Consider the following 19079-nt stretch of genomic DNA (forward strand, 5'->3'; position numbering starts at 1 on the left):
ACTCCGCACACACGACCGCCCGCCGCCCGGCGCTCCCCACCGGACGGCGGGCGGTCGTGTGTGCCGGGTCAGCCGGCCAGACCGCGCCGCGCCAGCAGCGGCGCGATCTCCGGGTCGCGGCCGCGGAACGCGCGGTAGGCCTCCATCGCGTCGACGGCGCCGCCGCGGGACAGCACCTCGCGGCGGAACCGGTCGCCGTTCTCCCGGCGCAGGCCGCCGTGCTCGCCGAACCAGGCGACGGTGTCGGCGTCGAGCACCTCGGCCCAGATGTAGGAGTAGTACGCCGCCGCGTACCCGCTGCCGCCGAACACGTGGTTGAAGTAGGTACTGCGGTAGCGCGGCGGGACCAGCGGGTGCGCGGCCCCGGCCGCCTCCAGCGCCTGCTGCTCGAACGCGAGCACGTCGGTGATGCCGGCGGCCTCGGCCGGGGAAAGCCGGTGCCACGCCTGGTCCAACAGCGACGCGGCCAGGTACTCCGTCGTCGCGAAGCCCTCGCCGTACCCGCGGGCGGCCTGCGACGCGGCCAGCAGCTCGTCGGGCAGCGGCTCGCCGGTCACGTGGTGGCGGGCGAACGAGGTGAGGACCTGCGGGTCCTCCAGCCACATCTCGTTGACCTGGCTGGGGAACTCGACGAAGTCGCGCGGCACCGACGTCCCGGCGAACGTCGGGTACTCCACCTCGGAGAACAGCCCGTGCAGGGCGTGCCCGAACTCGTGGAACAGGGTGCGGACCTCGTCGAGGGTGAGCAGCGCGGGCTCCCCGGCCGGGGGCTTGTTCAGGTTCAGCGTGTTCAGCACGACAGGCCGCGTCCCGAGCAGCGACGACTGGTCGACCAGCGAGTTCATCCATGCCCCGCCGCGCTTCGACGGCCGCGCCCACAGGTCGGCGCCGAACAGCCCGAGCGGCTCGCCGTCGCAGTCACGGACCTCCCACCAGCGCACGTCCGGGTGGTAGGCGGGCAGGTCGGTGTGCTCGGTGAAGGTGATCCCGTACAGCCCGGACGCGGCGCGGAACACGCCGTCGGTGATCACCCGGTCGAGCTCCAGGTACGGGCGCAGCGCGGCGTCGTCGACGGCGTAGCGCTCGCGGCGCACCCGCTCCGCCTCGAACGCCCAGTCCCACGGCTCCAGGTCGCCCTCGACACCGCCGGCCAGCTCCGCGGCCTCCCGGTCGGCGTTGGCGACGGCGGCGGGGACCAGCGACTCCAGCATCGCGACGGCGGCCTCCGCCGTCCCCGCGGTCGCGTCGTCGATCACGTACGACGCGTGGTCGGGGTACCCGAGCAGCGCGGCCCGCTCGGCGCGCAGCCGCACGATCGCGAGGACGGTGTCACGGGTGTCGTGCTCGCCGCCCTGCCCGCGCCCGGTGGACGCACGGAACAGCTCCTCGCGCAGTGACCGGTCGGTGAGCACCGCCAGTGCGGGCTGCGCGGTCGGCAGGACCAGGGTGATCAGCCAGCCGTCGTCGTGACCGCGTTCGGCCGCGGCGGTCGCGGCGGCGGCGACCGCGTCGTCGGACAGGCCACCGAGCCGGTCGCGGTCGGTGACGTGCACGGCCGCGGCGTTCGCCCCGGCCAGCAGCGCCGCACCGAACCGGGTGGTCAGCCCGGACAGCTCGGCGTTCAGCTCCCGCAGCCGGACCTGCTCATCCGGGCCCAGCCGGGCCCCGGCGCGCACCATGTCGCGGTGGTGGCGCTCGAGCAGCCGCAGCGACTCGGCATCGAGACCGAGGTCGTGGCGACGGGCGTGCAGCGCGTCGATCCGGGCGAACAGGCCCGGGTCCAGCGCGATCGCGTCGGCGTGGGCGGCGAGCATCGGCGCCACCTGCGCCTCGATCTCGCGCACCGCGGGCGAGGAGTCCGCCGAGACGCGCGTGAAGAACAGCCGCGCCACCCGGTCCAGCGTGGCACCGGAGCGCTCCAGGGCGACGACGGTGTCGTCGAAGGTCGGTCCGCCCTCCCCCGCGACGATCGCCGCCACCTCGGCGCGCTGCTCGGCCGTCCCGGCCTCGAACGCGGGCAGGTAGTGCTCGTCGGTGATCCGGGAGGTGTCGGGCAGCCCCCACGGCAGCGCGCTCGGGGCGAGGAACGGGTTGCTCATGGGCCCGACCCTACGGCCGGGGACCGTCAGGATCCGGCCAGTTCACGGCGCATCGCGAGCCGCGGCCACACGTCGAGACCGCGCGCGGCCTCGTGCTCCCGGATCGCGCGCAGCCCCGGGCCGGGCGCGATCAGCTCACGGAAGCCGAGCCGCACCCAGTACGGGCCGTTCCACGGCACGTCCCGGTAGGTGGTGAGGGTCAGCGCGGGCAGGCCGCGGTCCCGGGCCCAGCCCGCGAGGTGCTCGACCAGGCCCTCCCCGATCCGCCGTCCGCGTTGCGACGGCAGCACCGACACCTGCTCGACGTGCGCACAGCCGTCGACGAGGTCGGCGATCAGGTACCCGACGAGCCCGGTGCCGGCGCTCCTCTCGGCACCGATGCTCGTTCCGCCTGCGCTCCTCTCGGCACCGATGCTCGTTCCGCCTGCGCTCCTCTCGGCCACCCACGCCCGCCCCGCCACCACGTACGCGGCCAGTACCGCGGCCGGTGGCGGCTCCTCGTCGGCGACGACGTCGAGCCCGATCTCCCGGAACGTCTCCCCCGCGGCGCGCTCGATCTCACGCAGGGCGGGGACGTCGGCGACGCGGGCGGGACGGATCACACCGCGGGATCCTCCACCACCGCACGGATGCGTTCCAGGGTCGTTCGCATCCCCTCGCGATTGGTGCGCCCGCGGGCCCACCCCAGCAGCGTCCAGTAGAGCCGGGTGCCGGCCGAGGGCTCCAGCCGGAAGGACTCGGTGACGTCGGTGCCCGCGGTGCCGTCCGGCGCGGGGGCCGGGGTGAACCGGTAGTGCCAGTGGTTGATCCGCCGGCCGCCGGGCAGGAGCACGACGAAGCCGAACTCGCGGCCCGGCTCGCAGGCGGTGATCTCGCACTCCGACCAGTAGGTCGGGCCGCGTCCGTTGCGGACGACCTTGCCGCGGAACCGGACACCGACGGCCGGGCCGGTCGCGCCGCCCAGCCACTGCGCGTCGACGGTCTCGGGTGAGAACCGGCCGGTGTTGCGGATGTCGGAGACCAGCTCCCAGACCCGCTCGGCCGGTGCCGTCATGTGGACGGTGACCTCGTCATGCACGGTGTTCCCCCTCGATGCCGCACACCAGGTCGGCGGCGCGCTCCCCGATCATGATCGCGGTCGCGGCCGGTCCGCGCCGCGGCGCGCGGGGCAGGACCGAGGTGTCCGCCACCCGGAGCCCGGCCAGGCCGTGCACCCGCAGGTCGGCGTCCACGACGGCATCCGGCCCGGAGCCCATCGCGGCGCTGCCGGACAGGTGCACCGAGGTCGTCAGGTGGTCGCGGATCCAGCCGTCGAGCCGGGTGTCGTTGCCGAGCTCCCAGCCGGCGGGGCCGCCGTCGTCGGGGCCCGCGCGGTCCCAGCCCGCGGCGCGCAGGATCTCCGCGGCGATCCGCACCGCGGCCCGCATCCGGTGCCGGTCGGAGGTGGTGCGCAGGTAGCGGAAGTCCAGCCGGGGCGGGTCGTCGTGGTCCGGGGAGGTGATGGCGAGCATCCCGAGGCTGTCCGGGCGCTGGACCGCGCACATCAGGTGCGCGGGACCGCCGGGTGCGAACGGGTGCGCGAACAGCAGGATCTCCAGGTCACCGGCCGGGTCGGTCCCGGAGTCGAGGTTGAGCGCGGCCTGCGGGGCGACGGCGTCGGCGGGCGGGTCCGGCAGCCCGCTGCGCAGCGGCAGGAACACCGCGGGGTGGTCCGACCAGCCACGCCCGACCCCGGGCAGCTCGTGCGCCACCGCGACGCCCGCGGCCCGCAGGGTGTCCTCCGGCCCGATCCCGGAGCGCTGCAGCAGCGCCGGGGTGCCGACCGCGCCCGCCGTCACGACGGTCTCGGCCGCGTGCAGGGTGCGACCACCGACGCGCACGCCGGTGACCCGGTCGCCGTCGAGCACCAGGGTCTCGACCGGGGTCCCCCCGAACACGGTCAGCGCGTCCTTCCACTCCGCGTTCCCCCACGGCGGCGGCAGGTAGGCGGTGGCGGCGCTGACCCGGCGCCCGTCGACGGCGTTGGTCGGGATCGGACCCGCTCCGGGTGGGCCACCGGCGTTCTTGTCCGGCTCCTCGGGGTGGCCGAGCGCGAGGCAGGCGGCCAGGAACGGGTCGGTCGTCGCTGCCCGCAGCCGGCCCGAGGGCCGTGAGATGCGCAGCGGACCGGCGTCGCCGTGCCGGTCGGAGGTGCAGAAGTCGAGGTCGCGCTCCAGCCGCCGGTAGTACGGCAGGACGTCGTCGTAGGACCAGCCCGGGACGCCCCAGTCCGCGAAGTCCGCCGGGACGGCGCGCACGAAGTAGCCGCCGTTGATCGCGCCGGAGCCGCCCAGCACGCGTCCGCGGGGCACGGTGCACTCCCGGCCCTGGCACAGCGTCGCCCGGTAGGCCCAGTTCAGGACGTGGCCGGGGGCGGTCGCGGCGAGCGAGGCGATCGGCGTCGAGTCCGGTGGGACGACGACGGCGCCCGCCTCGACCAGCGCCGTGCGCACACCGCGCCCGGCCAGCCGGCCCGCGAGGGTGCACCCCGCGGACCCCGCGCCCACCACCACCACGTCGAAGCTGTCGGTCATTGCTGCCAGGATGCCCCACGTGACCGACGCTGCACGTGACCTCGCCTCGTTCCTCACCGCGAGCCCGTCGCCGTACCACGCGGTGGCCGAGGCGGTGCGCCGGTTGTCCGCGGCGGGCTTCACCGAGCAGCGCGAGGACGAGCCGTGGGCCGACGGGCCGGGCGGGCGCTACCTGGTCCGCGACGGCACGGTCCTGGCCTGGTGGCAGCCCGCGTCCGGGCCGGGCGCCCCGCTGCGGATCTTCGCCGCGCACACCGACTCCCCCGGGTTCAAGGTCAAGCCGAACCCCGACGTCGGTGTGGCCGGGTGGCGCCAGGTCGGGGTGGAGGTCTACGGCGGCGCGCTGTGGAACTCCTGGCTGGACCGTGACCTCGGCCTCGCCGGGCGCCTCGCGCTCTACGACGGCCGGGTCGTCCCGGTGCGGGTGGACCGGCCGCTGCTGCGCATCCCGCAGCTGGCGATCCACCTCGACCGCGGTGTGAACCAGGGCCTGACCCTGGACCCGCAGCGGCACCTGCTCCCGATCTGGGGGCTCGGCGACCCGGACGGCGGCGACCTGGTGGAGTTCCTCGCCGTGCGCGTCGGCGAGGACCCCGAGGACGTCGCGGCGCACGACCTGTTCACCTACGACCTGACCCCGCCGGCCACTCTCGGCCGCGACGACGAGCTGCTCGCCGCCCCGCGGCTGGACAACCTGGCCTCGGTGCACGCCGGGATCAGCGCGCTGCTCACCGCCGTCGAGCGGGACCCGGGCACCGTCCCGGTGTTCGTCGGGTTCGACCACGAGGAGATCGGCTCGGCCAGCGCGACCGGCGCGGCCGGGCCGCTGCTGGAGACGGTGCTGACCCGGCTGGCCGGCGGGTTCGACGCCCGGCACGCGGTGTTCGCCCGCTCGCGCTGCCTGTCGGTGGACGTCACGCACGCCGCGCACCCCAACCACCTGGACAAACACGATCCGGACCACCTGTCGGTGCCGAACCGGGGGCCGTCGCTGAAGGTCAACGCGGTGCAGCGCTACGCCACCGATGCGCCGGGCGCGGCCGCCTGGAAGCGGGCCTGCCGCACCGCGGACGTGCCGAACCAGGTGTTCGTCTCGAAGAACACCGTGCCGTGCGGATCCACCGTCGGGCCGATCATGGCGACCCGGCTCGGAATCCGGACCGTCGACGTCGGCATCCCGGTGCTGTCGATGCACTCGGCGCGCGAGCTGTGCGGCGTGCACGACCCGGGCCTGCTGGCCCGGGCGGGTGTGGAGTTCCTGACCGACGCCGGCTGAGGCCCGCGGTCAGCGCAGCACGGGCTGCCCCGGCATGGAGGTGTCGCTGTCCACGATCCGCGACCCCAGCGGCAGCAGCGACACCGGGATGAGCTTCAGGTTCGCCCAGGCCAGCGGCAGCCCGATGATCGTGACGGCGAGCGCGAGGGCGGTGGCGATGTGCCCGATCACCAGCCACCAGCCGAACAGCACGATCCACAGCACGTTGCCGATGGTCGACGCGGCCCCCGCGGTGGGGAGGCGCACGACGTCGCGGCCGAACGGCCACAACGCGTAGAGCCCGATCCGGAACGAGGCGATCCCGAACGGGATGGTCACGACCAGCACGCAGGCGACGATCCCGGCGAGCATGTAGCCGAGGAACAGCCAGAAGCCGGAGAGGACCAGCCAGACCACGTTCAGGATGAGGCGGAGCATGGCTCCAGGCTGCCCGCACCGCCCGTCCGATCCCTCGGGGTTCTCCCGGAGGACGGCCCGGAACCGGCGTGATCGACGTGCGGCCGGCCGCGGCACGGGGTGTCCTGGACACATGACGGATCACGGCCTGTTCGGGCCGCACTCGGTGACCTGGCGGGTGCACCTCGAACCGGTGATGTGGGTGGCCGGGATGCGCGCGCTGCTGCTGCAGTCGCTGGACCCGCGGGTGATGCGCGGGACGTACCAGAACTCGGCGCTGTTCGACCCGAAGAAGTCCTACGCGCGGTTCCAGCGGACCGTCGAGTTCGTCGGGACCCGCACGTTCGGACCGCTGGCCGACGTCGACCGGGCCGGCGCCCGCGTCCGGGGACTGCACGCCGGGCTGCGCGGCCACGACCCCGACAGCGGCGAGAGCTACCGGATCGACGCCCCGGAGGGCCTGCTCTGGGTGCACGCCGCGGAGATCGAATCCTACACCGACGTCGCCCGCCGGTCGGGTCTGCTCGACGACGACTCGGCGGACACCTACGTCGCCGAGAGCGTCCGGGCCGCCGAGGTGGTCGGCATCGACCCGGCGACCGTGCCGTTGTCGGTGGCCGAGATGGCCGAGTACATGGCCGCGGTGCGCCCCCGGCTGCGGATGACCGACGAGGCCCGCCGCGCCGCCGGGAACCTGTTCGCCCCGCAGGGCGCGGCGCCGCCGCAGGTCCGGCTCGGCATCGCCGGGCTGTCGACGCTGGCCCTGGCCACGCTGCCGCGCTGGGCGCGGCGGCTCTACGGCCTGCCCGGTCTCCCGACGACGGACTGGTCCACCACGCTCACCCTGCGCGCGCTGCGCACCGCCACCGGGGTGCTGCCGGACGTGCCGGGGCCGCCGGAGGTCGAGCAGGCGCGGCGGCTGGTGCGGGCGGCCCGCGGGGTCGCGGAATCCGCGTGACCGACGGATGCACCGACGGCCAGGCTGGGGACATGTACCTGCTGACCGGCATCCAGGCGTCGGGGAAGTCGACCGTGGCGCAGGCACTCGCCGAACGCCTGCCCGCGCCCGCGGTGCACGTGCACGGCGACCGGTTCCGCGGGATCGTCACCGGACGCGCCGAGATGGGCCCCGACGCCGGCCCCGAGGCGCACCGCCAGCTGCGGCTGCGGCACACCCTCACCGCTCAGGCCGCCGACGGCTACGCCGACGCCGGGTTCTCCGTCGTCGTCCAGGACGTGGTGCTCGGGGCACACCTGCCGGCGACCGTGGCGGCGCTGCGGACCCGTCCGCTGTACGTCGTGGTGCTGGCGCCACGACCGGAGGTGGCGGCCCGGCGGCAGGCCGAGCGGGACAAGGTGACCTCGGACGCGTTCACCGCAGCGGCGCTGGACACGGTGCTGCGGTCGGAGACGCCCCGCATCGGGCTGTGGCTGGACACCTCGGAGCTGGACGTGGCCGCGACCGTCGACGCGATCCTCGACCGGACCGCGGAGAGCGCCGTCGGCACGGTGGGGACGGTCCGCGTGTGGCACACCGAGCAGGGCTGGGGCGTCGTCGACTCCCCCGTCACACCCGGCGGGTGCTGGGTGCACTTCTCGGCGGTCGCGGGCGATGCGGTCCCTGCCGCCGGCGACGTCGTCACGCTGGAGTGGGAGGCGGGCGAGCAGGACGTCTTCGCGTTCCGCGGAACGCGGCTGACCCCGCAGGACGACGGCCCGTCCGGGGCGTACCGCAGCTCGCTCACCCTCACGTTCGACCCGTGATCTCCTCGACGACGCTCTCCCCGGTGCCGGGCCGCGACTCCCAGGCCCAGGACTCGTGCGAGCGCAGCCGGCCGTCGTCGAGGATCTCGAGGCGGGCCTCACAGCGACCCGAGCTGGTGGTTCCGTCGGTGGAGACGTGCACGTAGCGGAAGCGCAGGACGTCGCCGTCGCGGGTACCGGCCAGCCGGCCCAGCCGGACGGCGCCACCGGCGTACTCGGCCCAGACCAGGCCGTCGGCCTCGTGGTAGTCGAAGACCGTGGCCCGCCCGACCTCACCGTCACCGGAGTTGCTCACGCCGGCGAACCGGCGGCCGTCCACGCTGGGTGCGCTGCTCATGTCCCGATCCGACCACGGGAGGATGGCGGGGTGGAGTTCCCCGTGACGTTCCTCCCGCCGCTGGTGCGGACCTGCACCGACTCGGGTGAGGGACCCTGGAACGAGCTGCTCGGGATCATCGCGCCCGACGATCCGGACGAGGAGACCTTCCTCGCCGCGTTCGACGTCGTCACCGAGAACCTCTTCGACGGCTGGACCGCGGACCGCGTCGTCGCGTTCGCGCTCGACGACGGGCTCGCCACCCATCATCCGCTGCTGTTCGTCGTCGACGAGCGGACCCTGGTCGACGACGGCTTCCCGATCGTCGCGGCCGACCTGCGGCAGGATCCCGGCCGAACCTTTCGGATCGCCGCAGCAGACCTGTGGTCGGTGGAGAACAACGTGGCGACCGCGAACATGGAGTTCGCCGACTACGCCGACCACGCGGAGCTGCAGCCCGACCGGATCTTCCGCGGGTTCTGCTGAGCGCCGCTACCGTCGACGTCGTGAGCTCCACGGTCTGGCCGGTCCTGCACTACGACGACCCGGGCGCCGCGGTCCGTTTCCTGGTCGAGGCAGCCGGGTTCGCCGCATCGGTCGTCGTCCACGACGAGGTCGGCGACGTCGTGCACGCCGAGCTCACCCGCGACGGCGGGACCGTCCTGCTCGGCGGCACGAAGCACGATGACGGCGTCCACGCCGGCCTGCACGCCGGCGCCGTGTACGTGGCGTGCCGCTCCGACGCCGACGTCGACGCCGTCCACCGGCGCGCCGCGGATGCGGGCGGGACCGTCGTGCAGGCGCCGCACCCCGCCTCCTTCGCGGCGGGCGGCCCGACACGGGCCTGCACCGTCGCCGACCCCGAGGGCAACCTCTGGACCTTCGCGACCTACCCCGGCGGCGGCTGACCCGCGTTCCGCGGAACGCGGCCGGGCCGTCTCAGACGCCGGTGCTCCCGTCGATCCGCTCGCGGACCAGGTCGGCGTGCCCGACGTGGCGGGCGTACTCGGCGATGACGTGGGTGAGGATCCAGACCACCGACACCGCGTTCCCGCCCAGGGAGCCCGTGCCGTCCGGCCCGGCCGCCTCGACGACCTCGCGGGCCCGGCCGACCTCCTCCTCCCAGGCGGCGCGGGCCTCGACGATGCCCGCGCTCCCGAGCTCGAACCCGCCGTCGTGGCCGGTCCCGGGCTCGCGCGGGTGCAGCGGCGGCACGTCCTCGCCGCCCAGGACCTGCCGGAACCAGTTCCGTTCGACGGCGGCCAGGTGCTGCACCAGCCCCAGCAGGGTCAGCGACGACGGCGGCACCGACGCCGTCCGCAGCTGCTCGTCGGTCAGGCCGTCGCACTTCCCGGCCAGGGTGGCGCGGTAGAAGTCGAGCCAGGCCGTGAGCGTGGTGAGGGCGTCGGCCTGCATCGGGGGGTGCGCGCGATCGGTCATGCCCGTGATCGTGGCAGCGAGGTCCGACATCTTCCGCTCCCGGCCGGGCGGTGGTCCACTGCGGTCGTGACCGACACCTCGCCAACCGTGGTACGCAGCAGCCGGACCGTCGCCGCCGACCCCGCGACGATCTTCGAGCTCATCGCCGACCCCACCCGCCAGCCGTCCTGGGACGGGAACGACAACCTCGCCGAGGCCGCCCCCGGCCAACGGGTCCGCGCCGTCGGCGACGTGTTCTCGATGCTGCTGACCCAGGGCACCGTGCGGGAGAACCGGGTCGTCGAGTTCACCGAGGGACGCCTGGTCGCGTGGCTGCCCACGGAGCCGGGGAGCCCGCCGCCCGGGCACCTGTGGCGCTGGGAGCTGGAGCCCGTCGACGACGCCACGACCCGGGTGACCTGCACCTACGACTGGACCGGCCTCGACCCGGACGACACGTTCCGGCAGAAGCGGGCCCGCGACACCACCGCCGACCGGCTGAGCGCCTCGCTCGACCGGCTCGCCGTCGTCGCCGAGAAGATGTGATCCGTGGCACCTCCGGCGGACGAACGACCATGGAAAGGTGCTGACCTGCCGGCAGGGCTGGGCGACCGTGGTGCGGTCCGACGTGAACGACACCGCGTCCGACCTCGACCGCCCGGGAGCGTTCCGGCTCAACATCGGGCTACCCACCGCGCGCTACCGGGAGCTGTTCCCGACCGATCCGGGCATCGACCCGACGACCCGTGACGTGCTGTTCCCGCACCCCGTCCACGCCGCCCACCACTGGGTGGCGGTGGTGCAGCCGGACACGACCTGGCCGCGGGTACGGGAGCTGCTCGACGACGCGTACGACTTCGCCGTCCGCAAGCACGACAACGCCATCCGGCGAGTTCATCGGATGTCCTGACGAAACGTCGGCTGGTCACGATGCGCGTCACCCAGGACGACCGCGCGCCGTCGACCGCACGGCTGACGACGAGATCACCGGAGACCGGAGAACACGACATGGTCGATCCCGCACTCGGACGGAGCCGTTCATGAACGCGGGAGCGAGGGCCGCGGCGGTGTTCGCACGGCTCCTACACTCACGCCCGCTGGTCCGAGCGCCGCTGGTGCTCTACCGCGCCGGGCTCGGTGCCGTGTTCGGCTCGCGGATGCTGCTGCTCGAACACACCGGCCGACGGAGCGGACAGACACGGCGTGTGGTGTTGGAGGTCGTCTGGCGCACCGGTCCCGGCCGCTACGTCGTGGCGTCCGGGTTCGGCGAGCGCGCTCAGTGGTTCCGCAACATCACCGCCGAGCCGCGGGTCCGGGTGTCGGTGGCAGGACGACGGTCCGTTCCCGCACGAGCCCGGCTACTCGACCCGGCCGAGGGCGGCGAGGTGCTGGCCCACTACATCGCGGCCGACGACAAACGCTGGACATGGTTCCGGCAGGTCCTGGAACGCACCCTCGGCCGCCCGGTCACCGCCGCAGACCCGCCCCCCATGGTCGAGCTGAGCCTCGATCACTGAAGGTCGCCGATCAGGACTGCGACCTGTGGCGGAAGCGGGGGGATTCGAACCCCCGGTCCTTTCGGACGCCCGCTTTCAAGGCGGGTGCATTCGGCCGCTCTGCCACGCTTCCGCACGGGAGGGTAACGGGACCGCTCAGCACTCCGCGCGGTAGTAGGTGACCGGCCCCATCCTGGTCGTCCCGTGCCCGACCACCGTCGCGTCGGTGAACCCCGCGGCCGCGAGCAGCTCCGGCACCGGCTGCGCCCCGTGGCCGTGACCGTGGCCGTGGTCGCCGTGGTCTCTGTGGTCTCTGTGGGCGCCACGCCGGGAGCGGCGGTGGGCCGGGTCGAGGCGGGCCAGCAGCGACAGCACCCTGTTCACGGTGCGCATCCGTCCGCCGCTGCGCGGGTCGTGGTCGAGGTCGACCAGGTGCAGGCTCCCGCCCGGCGCCAGGACGCGGTGCGCCTCCCGCAGCGCTGCGACCTGGGCGTCGGCGGCGATGTGGTGCAGCATCAGCGAGGAGAGGACCCGGTCGACGCTGCCGTCGTCGAGGGGCAGGTCCTCGGCCACACCGACCTGGAGCTCCAGCTCGACGCCGGCCTCGGCGGCCTTGCGACTGGCCATGGCGACCGCCTCCGGGTCGGGGTCGACGCCGCGCACGGTGGCCGTCGGGACGGCCTCCTTGGCGCGCAGCAGGACGTTCCCGGTCCCGCAGCCGATCTCCAGCACGCGGTCCCGCGGGCCGATGCCGGCCTGGGCCAGCAGACGCCAGTACATCGGGACGGCGCCACCGAGCCGGGCCACGGTGTCGTAGCCGGGCAGCAGCCGCGAGCTGACGAGCGCGGGTGTGTGGGCGTGCGTGGTCATCGCATCCTCTCGGACGAACTTCGTGTTCTCCAGCTACTCTCCCTGGCCTCTGAACAGGCCACAAGGCACTATCCGTGGCCGTGATGGGACGAAGTTCGGACATTCCGCTGATCGGCTTCGCACACACGCCGGTACCGATCGCGGCGTACCGCGTCGACGGGCCGGTGCAGCTTCCGCGGGTGCAGGGGCCGCACGCGCACGACTTCCTCACCCTCGTGCACGTCGTGCGCGGCACCTGTACCTACCAGGTCGACGGGCAGGTCTGGCGGCTCGCCGAGGGCGATGCGTTCGTCATCGCACCCGGAGCCGTGGTCGACCACGCCGCGGAGACCTCGACGCCGCCCGGCGAGCTGTGGTCGGTCGTCTTCCCCGCGGAGGCGGTCGCGCCCGCGTCCTGGCAGGACCATCCGCTGCTCGCGCCGTTCGTCGGGCGCCACCGCGGGGGTGGGCAGCGGATCGGCGTCCCACCGGCGGACCGGGCGGCCTGGCGGGCCCGCCTCGTCGACCTCGACGACGAGCTGACCCGCCGCCGCGACGGTCACGCCGAGGCTGCCCGCGCCCACCTCACCCTGCTGCTGGTGGCGCTCTGCCGGCTCGTCGACGACGTCCCCGCCGAGTCGAGCGACCCGCTGCTCGCGGCGGTGTTCGCCGTCGTCGAGGAGCGGTTCGCCGGCCGGCTGTCGCTGCGCGACGTCGCCGCGGCCGTCGGGCTCACCCCCGGGCACCTGACGACCGTCGTCCGGCGCGGGACCGGGCGGACCGTCCAGCAGTGGATCACCGAGCGCCGGATGCGGGAGGCGCGGCGGCTGCTCGTCTCCACCGACCTCCCGGTCGCCGAGGTGGGCGCCCGGGTCGGCTACCCCGACCCCGGCTACTTCGCCCGCCGCTTCCGGGCCGCGCACGGCGTCGGCGCCGCGACCTGGCGGGCCGGCTCCGGAACCCCCTGACGGGTGGCGGGGGACGTCCGCGCCGGTGCGGTCCGGCGCGGTGTGGTGGGATTCCCCCGGTCTCATCTCGGGAGGACGACGTGCGGTTCGACGAGAACGCCCGGCTCGACACGTCCGGTGTGGACGACCTGCGCGGATCCGGCGGTGGCCGGGGCGGCGGGGTCGGCGGCCGGGTGGCGGGCGCGGGCGGCGGCCTGGGCCTCGTCGGCGTCATCCTGTACCTCCTGCTGTCGAACTTCGCGGGCGTCGACATGTCCGGCATGGGCGCGGGCGGCGGCTACCCGGGGCTCGACCAGGTCGGCTCCGGCCAGACCGCGGACAACTCGTCACTGCAGCAGAACTGCGCCACCGGCGCCTCGGCGAACACCTCGACGGACTGCCGCGTCGTCGCCGTCGTCAACTCCCTCGACGACTTCTGGGCCACCCAGTTCTCCTCCGGCTTCACGGAGCCGCGGACGAACTTCTTCTCCGGTGGGGTGAGCACCGACGGCTGCGGCTCGGCCTCGTCGGACAGCGGGCCGTTCTACTGCCCGGCCGACTCCGAGATCTACATCGACCTCACCTTCTTCCAGGAGCTGCAGACCCGCTTCGGTGCGCAGGGTGGACCGTTCTCGCAGGCCTACGTGATGGCCCACGAGTACGGCCACCACATCCAGAACCTGCTCGGCACCAACCGCAAGGCAGGCAACGACACCGGCCCCACCTCTGGCTCGGTGCGCCTGGAGCTGCAGGCCGACTGCTACGCGGGCGTCTGGGCGAACCACGCGACGACGACGCCCGGCCCGTCGGGGCGGCCGCTGATCAGCGAGCTGAACCAGTCCGACATCGACGCCGCCCTCGACACCGCGTCCCGGATCGGCGACGACTACATCCAGTCCAACCTGGGTGGCGGCCGGGTCGACGAGTCGCAGTTCTCGCACGGCAGCTCCGCGCAGCGCGAGAAGTGGTTCACCACCGGCCTGCAGAGCGGCGACCCCGACTCCTGCGACACCTTCGCCGCGCGCAGCCTCGGCTAGGGCCGCCAGTCCGGCGGATCGGCGGCCAGGAACCCCGCGAGATCGTCGGTGTGGCCCGCGACGCGCAGCTCCCACCCGGGCCGCACGAACGCCTCCCGCGTGAGCAGCACCCGGTACTCGGTGACCCGGGCGTCGCCGTGGTCGATCGTGGCGGTGCCGTCGTCGCGGTACCCGAGCCGGGCCGACACGGCCGCCGACCTCGGGTTGCCCTCGACGTACTCCGAGCGCGCCGCCAGCGCGCCGAGGTGGTCGAAGGCGAAGGCCAGCACCGCGGCCCGCATCTCGGTGCCGTAGCCGCGACCCTGTGCCCGTCGCACCAGGTACGAGCCGGTCGCGACCTCACGACGCACGCCGAACCGGTCGCCCACGACGTCCTGCAGGCCGACCACCCGGCCCTCGGCGCGCACGACGAACTGCAGCGTCCACCAGTCCGGCGACGCCTTCGCGCGGTTCGACCAGACGTACTGCGCGATGCCGCGCCCCAGGTGCCGCGGGTCGGCCCGGGTCCACGGGACGCGGAACGGCATCTCCGACGACGGGTGGATCCCGCTCTCGTGCACGGCCGCGATCAGCTCCCGGACCGACGCGTCGTCCTCGACGCGCAGCTCCAGGCGCGGGGTCCGCAGGGTCAGCCCGGACATCGGCCACGGGTCGGGCACCGGGTCGATCGGCGCGGGGAGCACGTCCATCGGTCGACCGTGCCGGATCGCCGACGGGCGCGCCACGGAATACCGTCGGCTCCCATGTGGGCGATCACCCTGACCGAGTACGGCGGACCCGAGCAGATGACGTGGGCGGAGGTGCCCGATCCCGAGCCCGGCCCGGGCGAGGTCGTGCTCGACATCGTCTCCTCGGCCGTCAACCGGGCCGACCTCCTGCAGGTCCAGGGGAACTACCCGGTCCCGCCCGGCGCGTCGGAGATCCTGGGTCTGGAGTGCGCGGGCCGGATCGCCGCGCTCGGTGCGGGCGTGACCGGCTGGTCGGTCGGCGACGAGGTGTGCGCCCTGCTCGCCGGCGGCGGCTACGCGACGAAGGTGGCCGTCCCGGCCCCGCAGCTGCTGCCCGTCCCCGCGGGCGTCTCCCTGGAGGAGGCGGGCGGCCTCCCCGAGGTCGCCTGCACCGTCTGGTCGAACGTGTTCCTGGAAGGCCGGCTCGCCGAGGGCGAGACGTTCCTGGTCCAGGGCGGCTCGTCGGGCATCGGAACGCACGCGATCCAGGTCGCGAAGGCGCTCGGCGCGCGCGTCGCCGCCACCGCGGGCCACGCCGACCGGCTGCAGTTCTGCCGCGACCTGGGCGCCGACATCGTCATCGACTACCACGACGACATCGCCGAGGAGCTGAAGAAGGCCACCGACGGCCACGGAGCCGACGTCATCCTCGACAACATGGGCGCCAAGGGCCTGGCGAACAACCTGTCCGCGCTGGCCCGCGACGGCCGCCTGATGATCATCGGAATGCAGGGCGGGGTGAAGGCCGAGCTCAACATCGGCGCGCTGCTGGCCAAGCGCGGCCACGTCTCGGCGATGGGCCTGCGCGGCCGCCCGGTCGACGGTCCGCACTCGAAGGCCGAGATCGTCGACGGGGTCCGCGAGAACGTGTGGCCGCTGTTCGCCGACGGCCGGGTGAAGCCGGTGGTCTTCGAGCGGTTCGCGATGTCCGACGCCGCCGACGCGCACCGCAGGCTGGACGCCGGTGGGGTGACCGGCAAGCTCCTCCTCGTGAACTCCTGAGCGGGCGGGTCCAGAATGGCGGGCATGAGCGACGAGCAGGAGACCCCCGGGGACCGGGTCGTGGTGGTCGGCGCCGACGGGCGCCCGGTGGGCATGGCCTCGGTTCCGCAGGACGACGAGGGTCAGAGCCCCGCGTCGATGGTGGAGCAGCCCGCGAAGGTCATGCGGATCGGCACCATGATCAAGCAGCTGCTCGAGGAGGTGAAGGCCGCACCGCTGGACGAGGCGTCCCGCGAGCGGCTCAAGGAGATCCACGAGAACTCCGTCAAGGAGCTCGAGGAGGGCCTGGCGCCGGAGCTGCGCGAGGAGCTGCAGCGGCTCAGCCTGCCGTTCACGGCGGACACGATCCCGTCGGAGGGTGAGCTGCGGATCGCCCAGGCCCAGCTGGTCGGCTGGCTGGAGGGTCTGTTCCACGGCATCCAGACCGCGTTGTTCGCCCAGCAGATGGCCGCGCGGGCACAGCTGGAGCAGATGCGTCGCGGGCTGCCCCCGGGCGTCGGCGGGCCGGAGCAGGGCGGCGTCCCCGAGGGCATGGGCCGGGGAACCGGGCAGTACCTCTGACGCACGACGACGACCTGCGGTTTCGCGGTGTCCCGGCCGGGGCCTCCCCTGCCGGGCCCGCGGACCGCGTCTGAGTACCCTCACCGGGTGGCCGTGACCGTGACCGACGAGCCGGGTGACGTCGTCGACCCGTCCGAGGTGTCGAGCCCGCGCAGCTGGCGGCGGGCCTTCGCGGACCTCGCCCAGGGCTGGCGGCAACGGCCGCTGTGGGGCTACCTCGGCTGGCAGGACATCAAGCAGCGCTACCGCCGCTCCGTCCTGGGACCGCTGTGGATCTCGATCAGCATGGGCGTCATCGCCCTCGGCCTGGGGATCCTCTACTCGGCGCTGTTCCAGATCTCGCTGGCGACGTTCCTGCCGCACGTCGCCGTCGGGCTGCTGATCTGGAACTTCGTGTCCGGCTGCATCCTCGAGGGCAGCGAGGTCTTCATCGCCAACGAGGGCCTGATCAAGTTCCTGCCCGCCCCGCTCAGCCTGCACATCTACCGGCTCGTGTGGCGGCAGACGCTGTTCTTCCTGCACAACCTGGTCGTCTGGGTCGTGCTGATGATCGTGTTCCCGCATCCGCTGGGGCTGTCGACGCTGCTGGCGGTCCCGGCGTTCGCGCTGCTGGCGATCAACGGCGCCTGGGTCGCGATCCTCGCCGGGATCCTCGCGACCCGGTTCCGCGACATCCCCCCGATCATCGCCAGCGTCACCCAGCTGGTGTTCTACCTGACCCCGATCGTCTGGTCGGTCGACATCCTGAGCGACAACCCGGCCGCGCGCGAGCGCGCCCAGCTGGTCGAGCTGAACCCGGTCTTCCACTTCGTCGAGATCGTGCGCCAGCCGCTGCTCGGCCAGGAGATCGTCGGCCGGTACTGGCTGGTCACGGGCGTGATCACGATCGTCGGCTGGGCCGCGGCCCTGATCTGCCTGCGCAACTACCGCTCCCGCGTCGCGTACTGGGTGTGAACCTCTGTGACTGAACCCCGCATCCGGATCGACCGCGCCGCCGTCGACTTCCCGATCTTCGACGCCAAGACGCGGTCGCTGAAGAAGGCCGTCCTCGGCAAGGCGGGCGGCCGGATCGGCACCGACGCCAAGGTGCCGATCATCGAGGCGCTGCGCGACATCACGGTCAGCCTGGACAAGGGCGCCCGCGTCGCGCTCGTCGGGCACAACGGCGCCGGCAAGTCCACGCTCCTGCGGCTGATGGCCGGCATCTACGAGCCCACCCGCGGTCGCTCGCTGGTCCGCGGCAAGGTCGCGCCCGTGTTCGACCTCGCCGTCGGGATGGACCCGGAGATCTCCGGTTACGAGAACATCCTGATCCGCGGGCTGTTCCTGGGCATGACGCGCAAGCAGATGGAGGCGCGGATCGACGACATCGCCGCCTTCACCGAGCTGGGCGACTACCTGGAGATGCCGCTGCGGGCGTACTCGACGGGTATGCGGGTGCGGCTCGCTCTCGGCGTCGTCACCTCGATCGACCCCGAGATCCTGTTGCTCGACGAGGGCATCGGCGCCGTCGACGCGGAGTTCCTGAACAAGGCCCGCAACCGGCTCCACGAGCTCGTCGACCGCTCCGGGATCCTGGTCTTCGCCTCGCACTCCGACGAGTTCCTCGCCGACCTGTGCGACACCGCGCTGTGGATGGAGCACGGGACGATCAAGGAGTACGGCCCGCTGCACGAGGTCCTCGACCACTACAAGGGGCGAACCCCGTCGTGACCGGACCGCTCCCGCCCGGCTCGGTCGTCGGCGTCATCGTCACGCGGCACCGGGCCGAGCTGCTCGTCGACTCGCTCGCGGCGATGGCGAAGCAGACCCACCCGCTGGCGCACCTGATCGTCGTCGACAACGGGCCGGACCGGCCCGCGCGCGACGCCGTCGAGGCGTGTCCGCTGCCGACGACCTGGCTGCCGTCGTGGTCGAACCTCGGCGGTGCGGGCGGCTTCGCCCTCGGGATGCTGCACGCGCTCGCGATGGGCGCGGAGTGGATCTTCCTGGCCGACGACGACGGCCACGCCGCCGACGAGTCCACCCTCGCCACGCTGCTCGACGTCGCGTCGCGGCACGGGCTCGCCGCGGTGTCACCGGTGGTCGCCGACAAGGCCGACCCGGACCGGCTCGCCTTCCCGCTGCGCCGCGGCGTCACCTGGCACCGGTCCCGCTCGGCACTGGGCCCCGACGATCTGCTCCCCGGGATCGCCTCGTTCTTCAACGGCGCCCTCTTCCGGGCCTCCACGCTGGAGGTCATCGGGGTTCCGGACCTGCGGCTGTTCGTCCGTGGCGACGAGGTGGAGATGCACCGCCGGATGGTCCGGTCCGGGCTGCCGTTCGGCACCGCCCTGCAGGCCACCTACCTGCACCCCTACGGCTCCGACGAGTTCAAGCCGATGCTGGGCGGGCGGCTGCACGCCCAGGACCCGGGCGACGAGGTCAAGCGCTACTACACCTACCGCAACCGCGGCTACCTGATGTCCCAGCCCGGGATGCGGAGGATCGGCCTCCTGGAGCTGCCGCGGTTCGCCTGGTACTTCCTGGTGACGAAACGCGACCCGCGCGCCTTCCGCGACTGGCTGACCCTGCTCCGCCAGGGCCGCCGCGAGCAGTTCCACCGCGCCCCCTGAC

Annotated in this window: 23 protein-coding genes, 1 tRNA gene and 1 pseudogene; 15 read left to right on the forward strand and 10 right to left on the reverse strand. The window is 73.6% G+C overall.

What is annotated here, in order from left to right; translation table 11 throughout:
• Window positions 1–68 precede the first annotated feature (68 nt).
• The 4 genes from NH602_RS04175 to NH602_RS04190 are packed head-to-tail and all read right to left on the reverse strand — an operon-like array spanning window position 69 to window position 4672.
• Window positions 69–2099: a M3 family metallopeptidase gene (locus NH602_RS04175; protein ID WP_253067054.1), complete on the reverse strand. Its 2031-nt coding sequence runs from the start codon at window positions 2097–2099 to the stop codon at window positions 69–71.
• Window positions 2100–2125: 26 nt separating this feature from the next.
• Window positions 2126–2701 (reverse strand): GNAT family N-acetyltransferase, encoded by a 576-nt coding sequence (locus NH602_RS04180; RefSeq protein ID WP_253067055.1) that lies wholly within the window; start codon window positions 2699–2701, stop codon window positions 2126–2128.
• A complete protein-coding gene (locus NH602_RS04185; protein WP_073575615.1) occupies window positions 2698–3177 on the reverse strand; it encodes an SRPBCC family protein in 480 nt (159 codons plus the stop codon). The genes NH602_RS04180 and NH602_RS04185 overlap by 4 nt, the downstream gene beginning before the upstream one ends.
• Window positions 3170–4672: a GMC family oxidoreductase gene (locus tag NH602_RS04190; RefSeq protein ID WP_073575614.1), complete on the reverse strand. Its 1503-nt coding sequence runs from the start codon at window positions 4670–4672 to the stop codon at window positions 3170–3172. The genes NH602_RS04185 and NH602_RS04190 overlap by 8 nt, the downstream gene beginning before the upstream one ends.
• Before the next feature lie 10 nt (window positions 4673–4682).
• On the opposite strand from NH602_RS04190, the gene NH602_RS04195 reads away from it, so the two are divergent.
• Window positions 4683–5948, forward strand: a complete 1266-nt coding sequence (locus NH602_RS04195) for a M18 family aminopeptidase (protein WP_253067056.1) — start codon at window positions 4683–4685, stop codon at window positions 5946–5948.
• Window positions 5949–5957: 9 nt separating this feature from the next.
• Here NH602_RS04195 and NH602_RS04200 read toward each other — a convergent pair whose 3' ends face one another.
• Window positions 5958–6365 carry a YccF domain-containing protein gene (locus NH602_RS04200; RefSeq protein WP_073575612.1) on the reverse strand — a complete coding sequence of 136 codons (408 nt, stop codon included), beginning with the start codon at window positions 6363–6365 and terminating at the stop codon, window positions 5958–5960.
• Window positions 6366–6477: 112 nt separating this feature from the next.
• Here NH602_RS04200 and NH602_RS04205 point away from each other — a divergent pair, with 112 nt between their 5' ends.
• Window positions 6478–7302, forward strand: a complete 825-nt coding sequence (locus NH602_RS04205) for an oxygenase MpaB family protein (protein ID WP_253067057.1) — start codon at window positions 6478–6480, stop codon at window positions 7300–7302.
• Window positions 7299–8108: an AAA family ATPase gene (locus NH602_RS04210; RefSeq protein ID WP_253067058.1), complete on the forward strand. Its 810-nt coding sequence runs from the start codon at window positions 7299–7301 to the stop codon at window positions 8106–8108. The genes NH602_RS04205 and NH602_RS04210 overlap by 4 nt, the downstream gene beginning before the upstream one ends.
• On the opposite strand, the gene NH602_RS04215 is transcribed toward NH602_RS04210, so the two are convergent.
• Entirely contained in the window at window positions 8092–8445 is a 354-nt protein-coding gene (locus NH602_RS04215) for a hypothetical protein (RefSeq protein WP_073575609.1), read from the reverse strand. The genes NH602_RS04210 and NH602_RS04215 overlap by 17 nt on opposite strands.
• A 30-nt stretch (window positions 8446–8475) precedes the next feature.
• Between NH602_RS04215 and NH602_RS04220 the strand changes: the two genes are divergently transcribed.
• Complete coding sequence (locus NH602_RS04220) at window positions 8476–8910, forward strand: hypothetical protein (RefSeq protein ID WP_161151811.1); 435 nt, start codon at window positions 8476–8478, stop codon at window positions 8908–8910.
• A gap of 20 nt (window positions 8911–8930) precedes the next feature.
• Complete coding sequence (locus NH602_RS04225; protein ID WP_253067059.1) at window positions 8931–9332, forward strand: VOC family protein; 402 nt, start codon at window positions 8931–8933, stop codon at window positions 9330–9332.
• Window positions 9333–9363: 31 nt separating this feature from the next.
• Here NH602_RS04225 and NH602_RS04230 read toward each other — a convergent pair whose 3' ends face one another.
• Window positions 9364–9864, reverse strand: a complete 501-nt coding sequence (locus NH602_RS04230; RefSeq protein WP_161151810.1) for a DinB family protein — start codon at window positions 9862–9864, stop codon at window positions 9364–9366.
• Window positions 9865–9930: 66 nt separating this feature from the next.
• Here NH602_RS04230 and NH602_RS04235 point away from each other — a divergent pair, with 66 nt between their 5' ends.
• The 3 genes and pseudogenes from NH602_RS04235 (at window position 9931) to NH602_RS04245 (ending at window position 11360) form a co-directional block, all read left to right on the forward strand.
• On the forward strand, window positions 9931–10389 hold the full coding sequence (locus tag NH602_RS04235; RefSeq protein WP_179761401.1) for an SRPBCC family protein: 459 nt from the start codon (window positions 9931–9933) through the stop codon (window positions 10387–10389).
• Window positions 10390–10423: 34 nt separating this feature from the next.
• Window positions 10424–10753 (forward strand): annotated as a pseudogene (locus NH602_RS04240) (DUF6194 family protein); the annotation flags it as partial.
• Window positions 10754–10883: 130 nt separating this feature from the next.
• Window positions 10884–11360, forward strand: coding sequence for a nitroreductase family deazaflavin-dependent oxidoreductase (locus NH602_RS04245; protein ID WP_179761403.1), 477 nt, complete (start codon window positions 10884–10886; stop codon window positions 11358–11360).
• A 26-nt stretch (window positions 11361–11386) separates the two neighbouring features.
• Here NH602_RS04245 and NH602_RS04250 read toward each other — a convergent pair.
• Together NH602_RS04250 and NH602_RS04255 are read right to left on the reverse strand one after the other, a co-directional pair.
• Window positions 11387–11472, reverse strand: a tRNA-Ser gene (locus NH602_RS04250).
• A gap of 23 nt (window positions 11473–11495) precedes the next feature.
• On the reverse strand, window positions 11496–12209 hold the full coding sequence (locus tag NH602_RS04255) for a class I SAM-dependent methyltransferase (protein WP_253067061.1): 714 nt from the start codon (window positions 12207–12209) through the stop codon (window positions 11496–11498).
• 83 nt (window positions 12210–12292) lie between these two features.
• Between NH602_RS04255 and NH602_RS04260 the strand changes: the two genes are divergently transcribed.
• Together NH602_RS04260 and NH602_RS04265 are read left to right on the forward strand one after the other, a co-directional pair.
• On the forward strand, window positions 12293–13156 hold the full coding sequence (locus NH602_RS04260) for an AraC family transcriptional regulator (protein ID WP_253067062.1): 864 nt from the start codon (window positions 12293–12295) through the stop codon (window positions 13154–13156).
• An 80-nt stretch (window positions 13157–13236) separates the two neighbouring features.
• On the forward strand, window positions 13237–14172 hold the full coding sequence (locus NH602_RS04265; RefSeq protein ID WP_253067063.1) for a neutral zinc metallopeptidase: 936 nt from the start codon (window positions 13237–13239) through the stop codon (window positions 14170–14172).
• Here the strand turns inward: NH602_RS04265 and NH602_RS04270 are convergent.
• Window positions 14169–14861: a GNAT family N-acetyltransferase gene (locus tag NH602_RS04270; RefSeq protein ID WP_253067064.1), complete on the reverse strand. Its 693-nt coding sequence runs from the start codon at window positions 14859–14861 to the stop codon at window positions 14169–14171. The two genes, NH602_RS04265 and NH602_RS04270, sit on opposite strands and share 4 nt — an antisense overlap.
• Before the next feature lie 54 nt (window positions 14862–14915).
• Between NH602_RS04270 and NH602_RS04275 the strand changes: the two genes are divergently transcribed.
• The 5 genes from NH602_RS04275 (at window position 14916) to NH602_RS04295 (ending at window position 19078) form a co-directional block, all read left to right on the forward strand.
• Complete coding sequence (locus NH602_RS04275; protein ID WP_100879201.1) at window positions 14916–15902, forward strand: NAD(P)H-quinone oxidoreductase; 987 nt, start codon at window positions 14916–14918, stop codon at window positions 15900–15902.
• 15 nt (window positions 15903–15917) lie between these two features.
• A complete protein-coding gene (locus NH602_RS04280; RefSeq protein WP_073573815.1) occupies window positions 15918–16463 on the forward strand; it encodes a bacterial proteasome activator family protein in 546 nt (181 codons plus the stop codon).
• 87 nt (window positions 16464–16550) lie between these two features.
• Entirely contained in the window at window positions 16551–17417 is an 867-nt protein-coding gene (locus NH602_RS04285) for an ABC transporter permease (RefSeq protein WP_374210127.1), read from the forward strand.
• Window positions 17418–17423: 6 nt separating this feature from the next.
• Window positions 17424–18176: an ABC transporter ATP-binding protein gene (locus tag NH602_RS04290; protein WP_083657998.1), complete on the forward strand. Its 753-nt coding sequence runs from the start codon at window positions 17424–17426 to the stop codon at window positions 18174–18176.
• Window positions 18173–19078 (forward strand): glycosyltransferase family 2 protein, encoded by a 906-nt coding sequence (locus NH602_RS04295; RefSeq protein ID WP_308292805.1) that lies wholly within the window; start codon window positions 18173–18175, stop codon window positions 19076–19078. Before NH602_RS04290 ends, NH602_RS04295 begins: the two co-directional genes overlap by 4 nt.
• Window position 19079 lies beyond the last annotated feature (1 nt).

The organism is Pseudonocardia sp. McavD-2-B, from assembly GCF_024124365.1.
Lineage (GTDB): Bacteria > Actinomycetota > Actinomycetes > Mycobacteriales > Pseudonocardiaceae > Pseudonocardia > Pseudonocardia alni.

What these genes read in the sequence shown, in the direction of transcription:
- NH602_RS04260 (WP_253067062.1), top strand. Translation starts at nt 12,293, where the DNA reads ATGGGACGAAGTTCGGACATTCCGCTGATCGGCTTCGCACACACGCCG.
- NH602_RS04255 (WP_253067061.1), bottom strand. Translation starts at nt 12,209, where the DNA reads ATGACCACGCACGCCCACACACCCGCGCTCGTCAGCTCGCGGCTGCTG.
- NH602_RS04245 (WP_179761403.1), top strand. Translation starts at nt 10,884, where the DNA reads ATGAACGCGGGAGCGAGGGCCGCGGCGGTGTTCGCACGGCTCCTACAC.
- NH602_RS04215 (WP_073575609.1), bottom strand. Translation starts at nt 8,445, where the DNA reads ATGAGCAGCGCACCCAGCGTGGACGGCCGCCGGTTCGCCGGCGTGAGC.
- NH602_RS04230 (WP_161151810.1), bottom strand. Translation starts at nt 9,864, where the DNA reads ATGACCGATCGCGCGCACCCCCCGATGCAGGCCGACGCCCTCACCACG.
- NH602_RS04280 (WP_073573815.1), top strand. Translation starts at nt 15,918, where the DNA reads ATGGCGGGCATGAGCGACGAGCAGGAGACCCCCGGGGACCGGGTCGTG.
- NH602_RS04175 (WP_253067054.1), bottom strand. Translation starts at nt 2,099, where the DNA reads ATGAGCAACCCGTTCCTCGCCCCGAGCGCGCTGCCGTGGGGGCTGCCC.
- NH602_RS04205 (WP_253067057.1), top strand. Translation starts at nt 6,478, where the DNA reads ATGACGGATCACGGCCTGTTCGGGCCGCACTCGGTGACCTGGCGGGTG.
- NH602_RS04270 (WP_253067064.1), bottom strand. Translation starts at nt 14,861, where the DNA reads ATGGACGTGCTCCCCGCGCCGATCGACCCGGTGCCCGACCCGTGGCCG.
- NH602_RS04195 (WP_253067056.1), top strand. Translation starts at nt 4,683, where the DNA reads ATGCCCCACGTGACCGACGCTGCACGTGACCTCGCCTCGTTCCTCACC.
- NH602_RS04200 (WP_073575612.1), bottom strand. Translation starts at nt 6,365, where the DNA reads ATGCTCCGCCTCATCCTGAACGTGGTCTGGCTGGTCCTCTCCGGCTTC.
- NH602_RS04275 (WP_100879201.1), top strand. Translation starts at nt 14,916, where the DNA reads ATGTGGGCGATCACCCTGACCGAGTACGGCGGACCCGAGCAGATGACG.
- NH602_RS04190 (WP_073575614.1), bottom strand. Translation starts at nt 4,672, where the DNA reads ATGACCGACAGCTTCGACGTGGTGGTGGTGGGCGCGGGGTCCGCGGGG.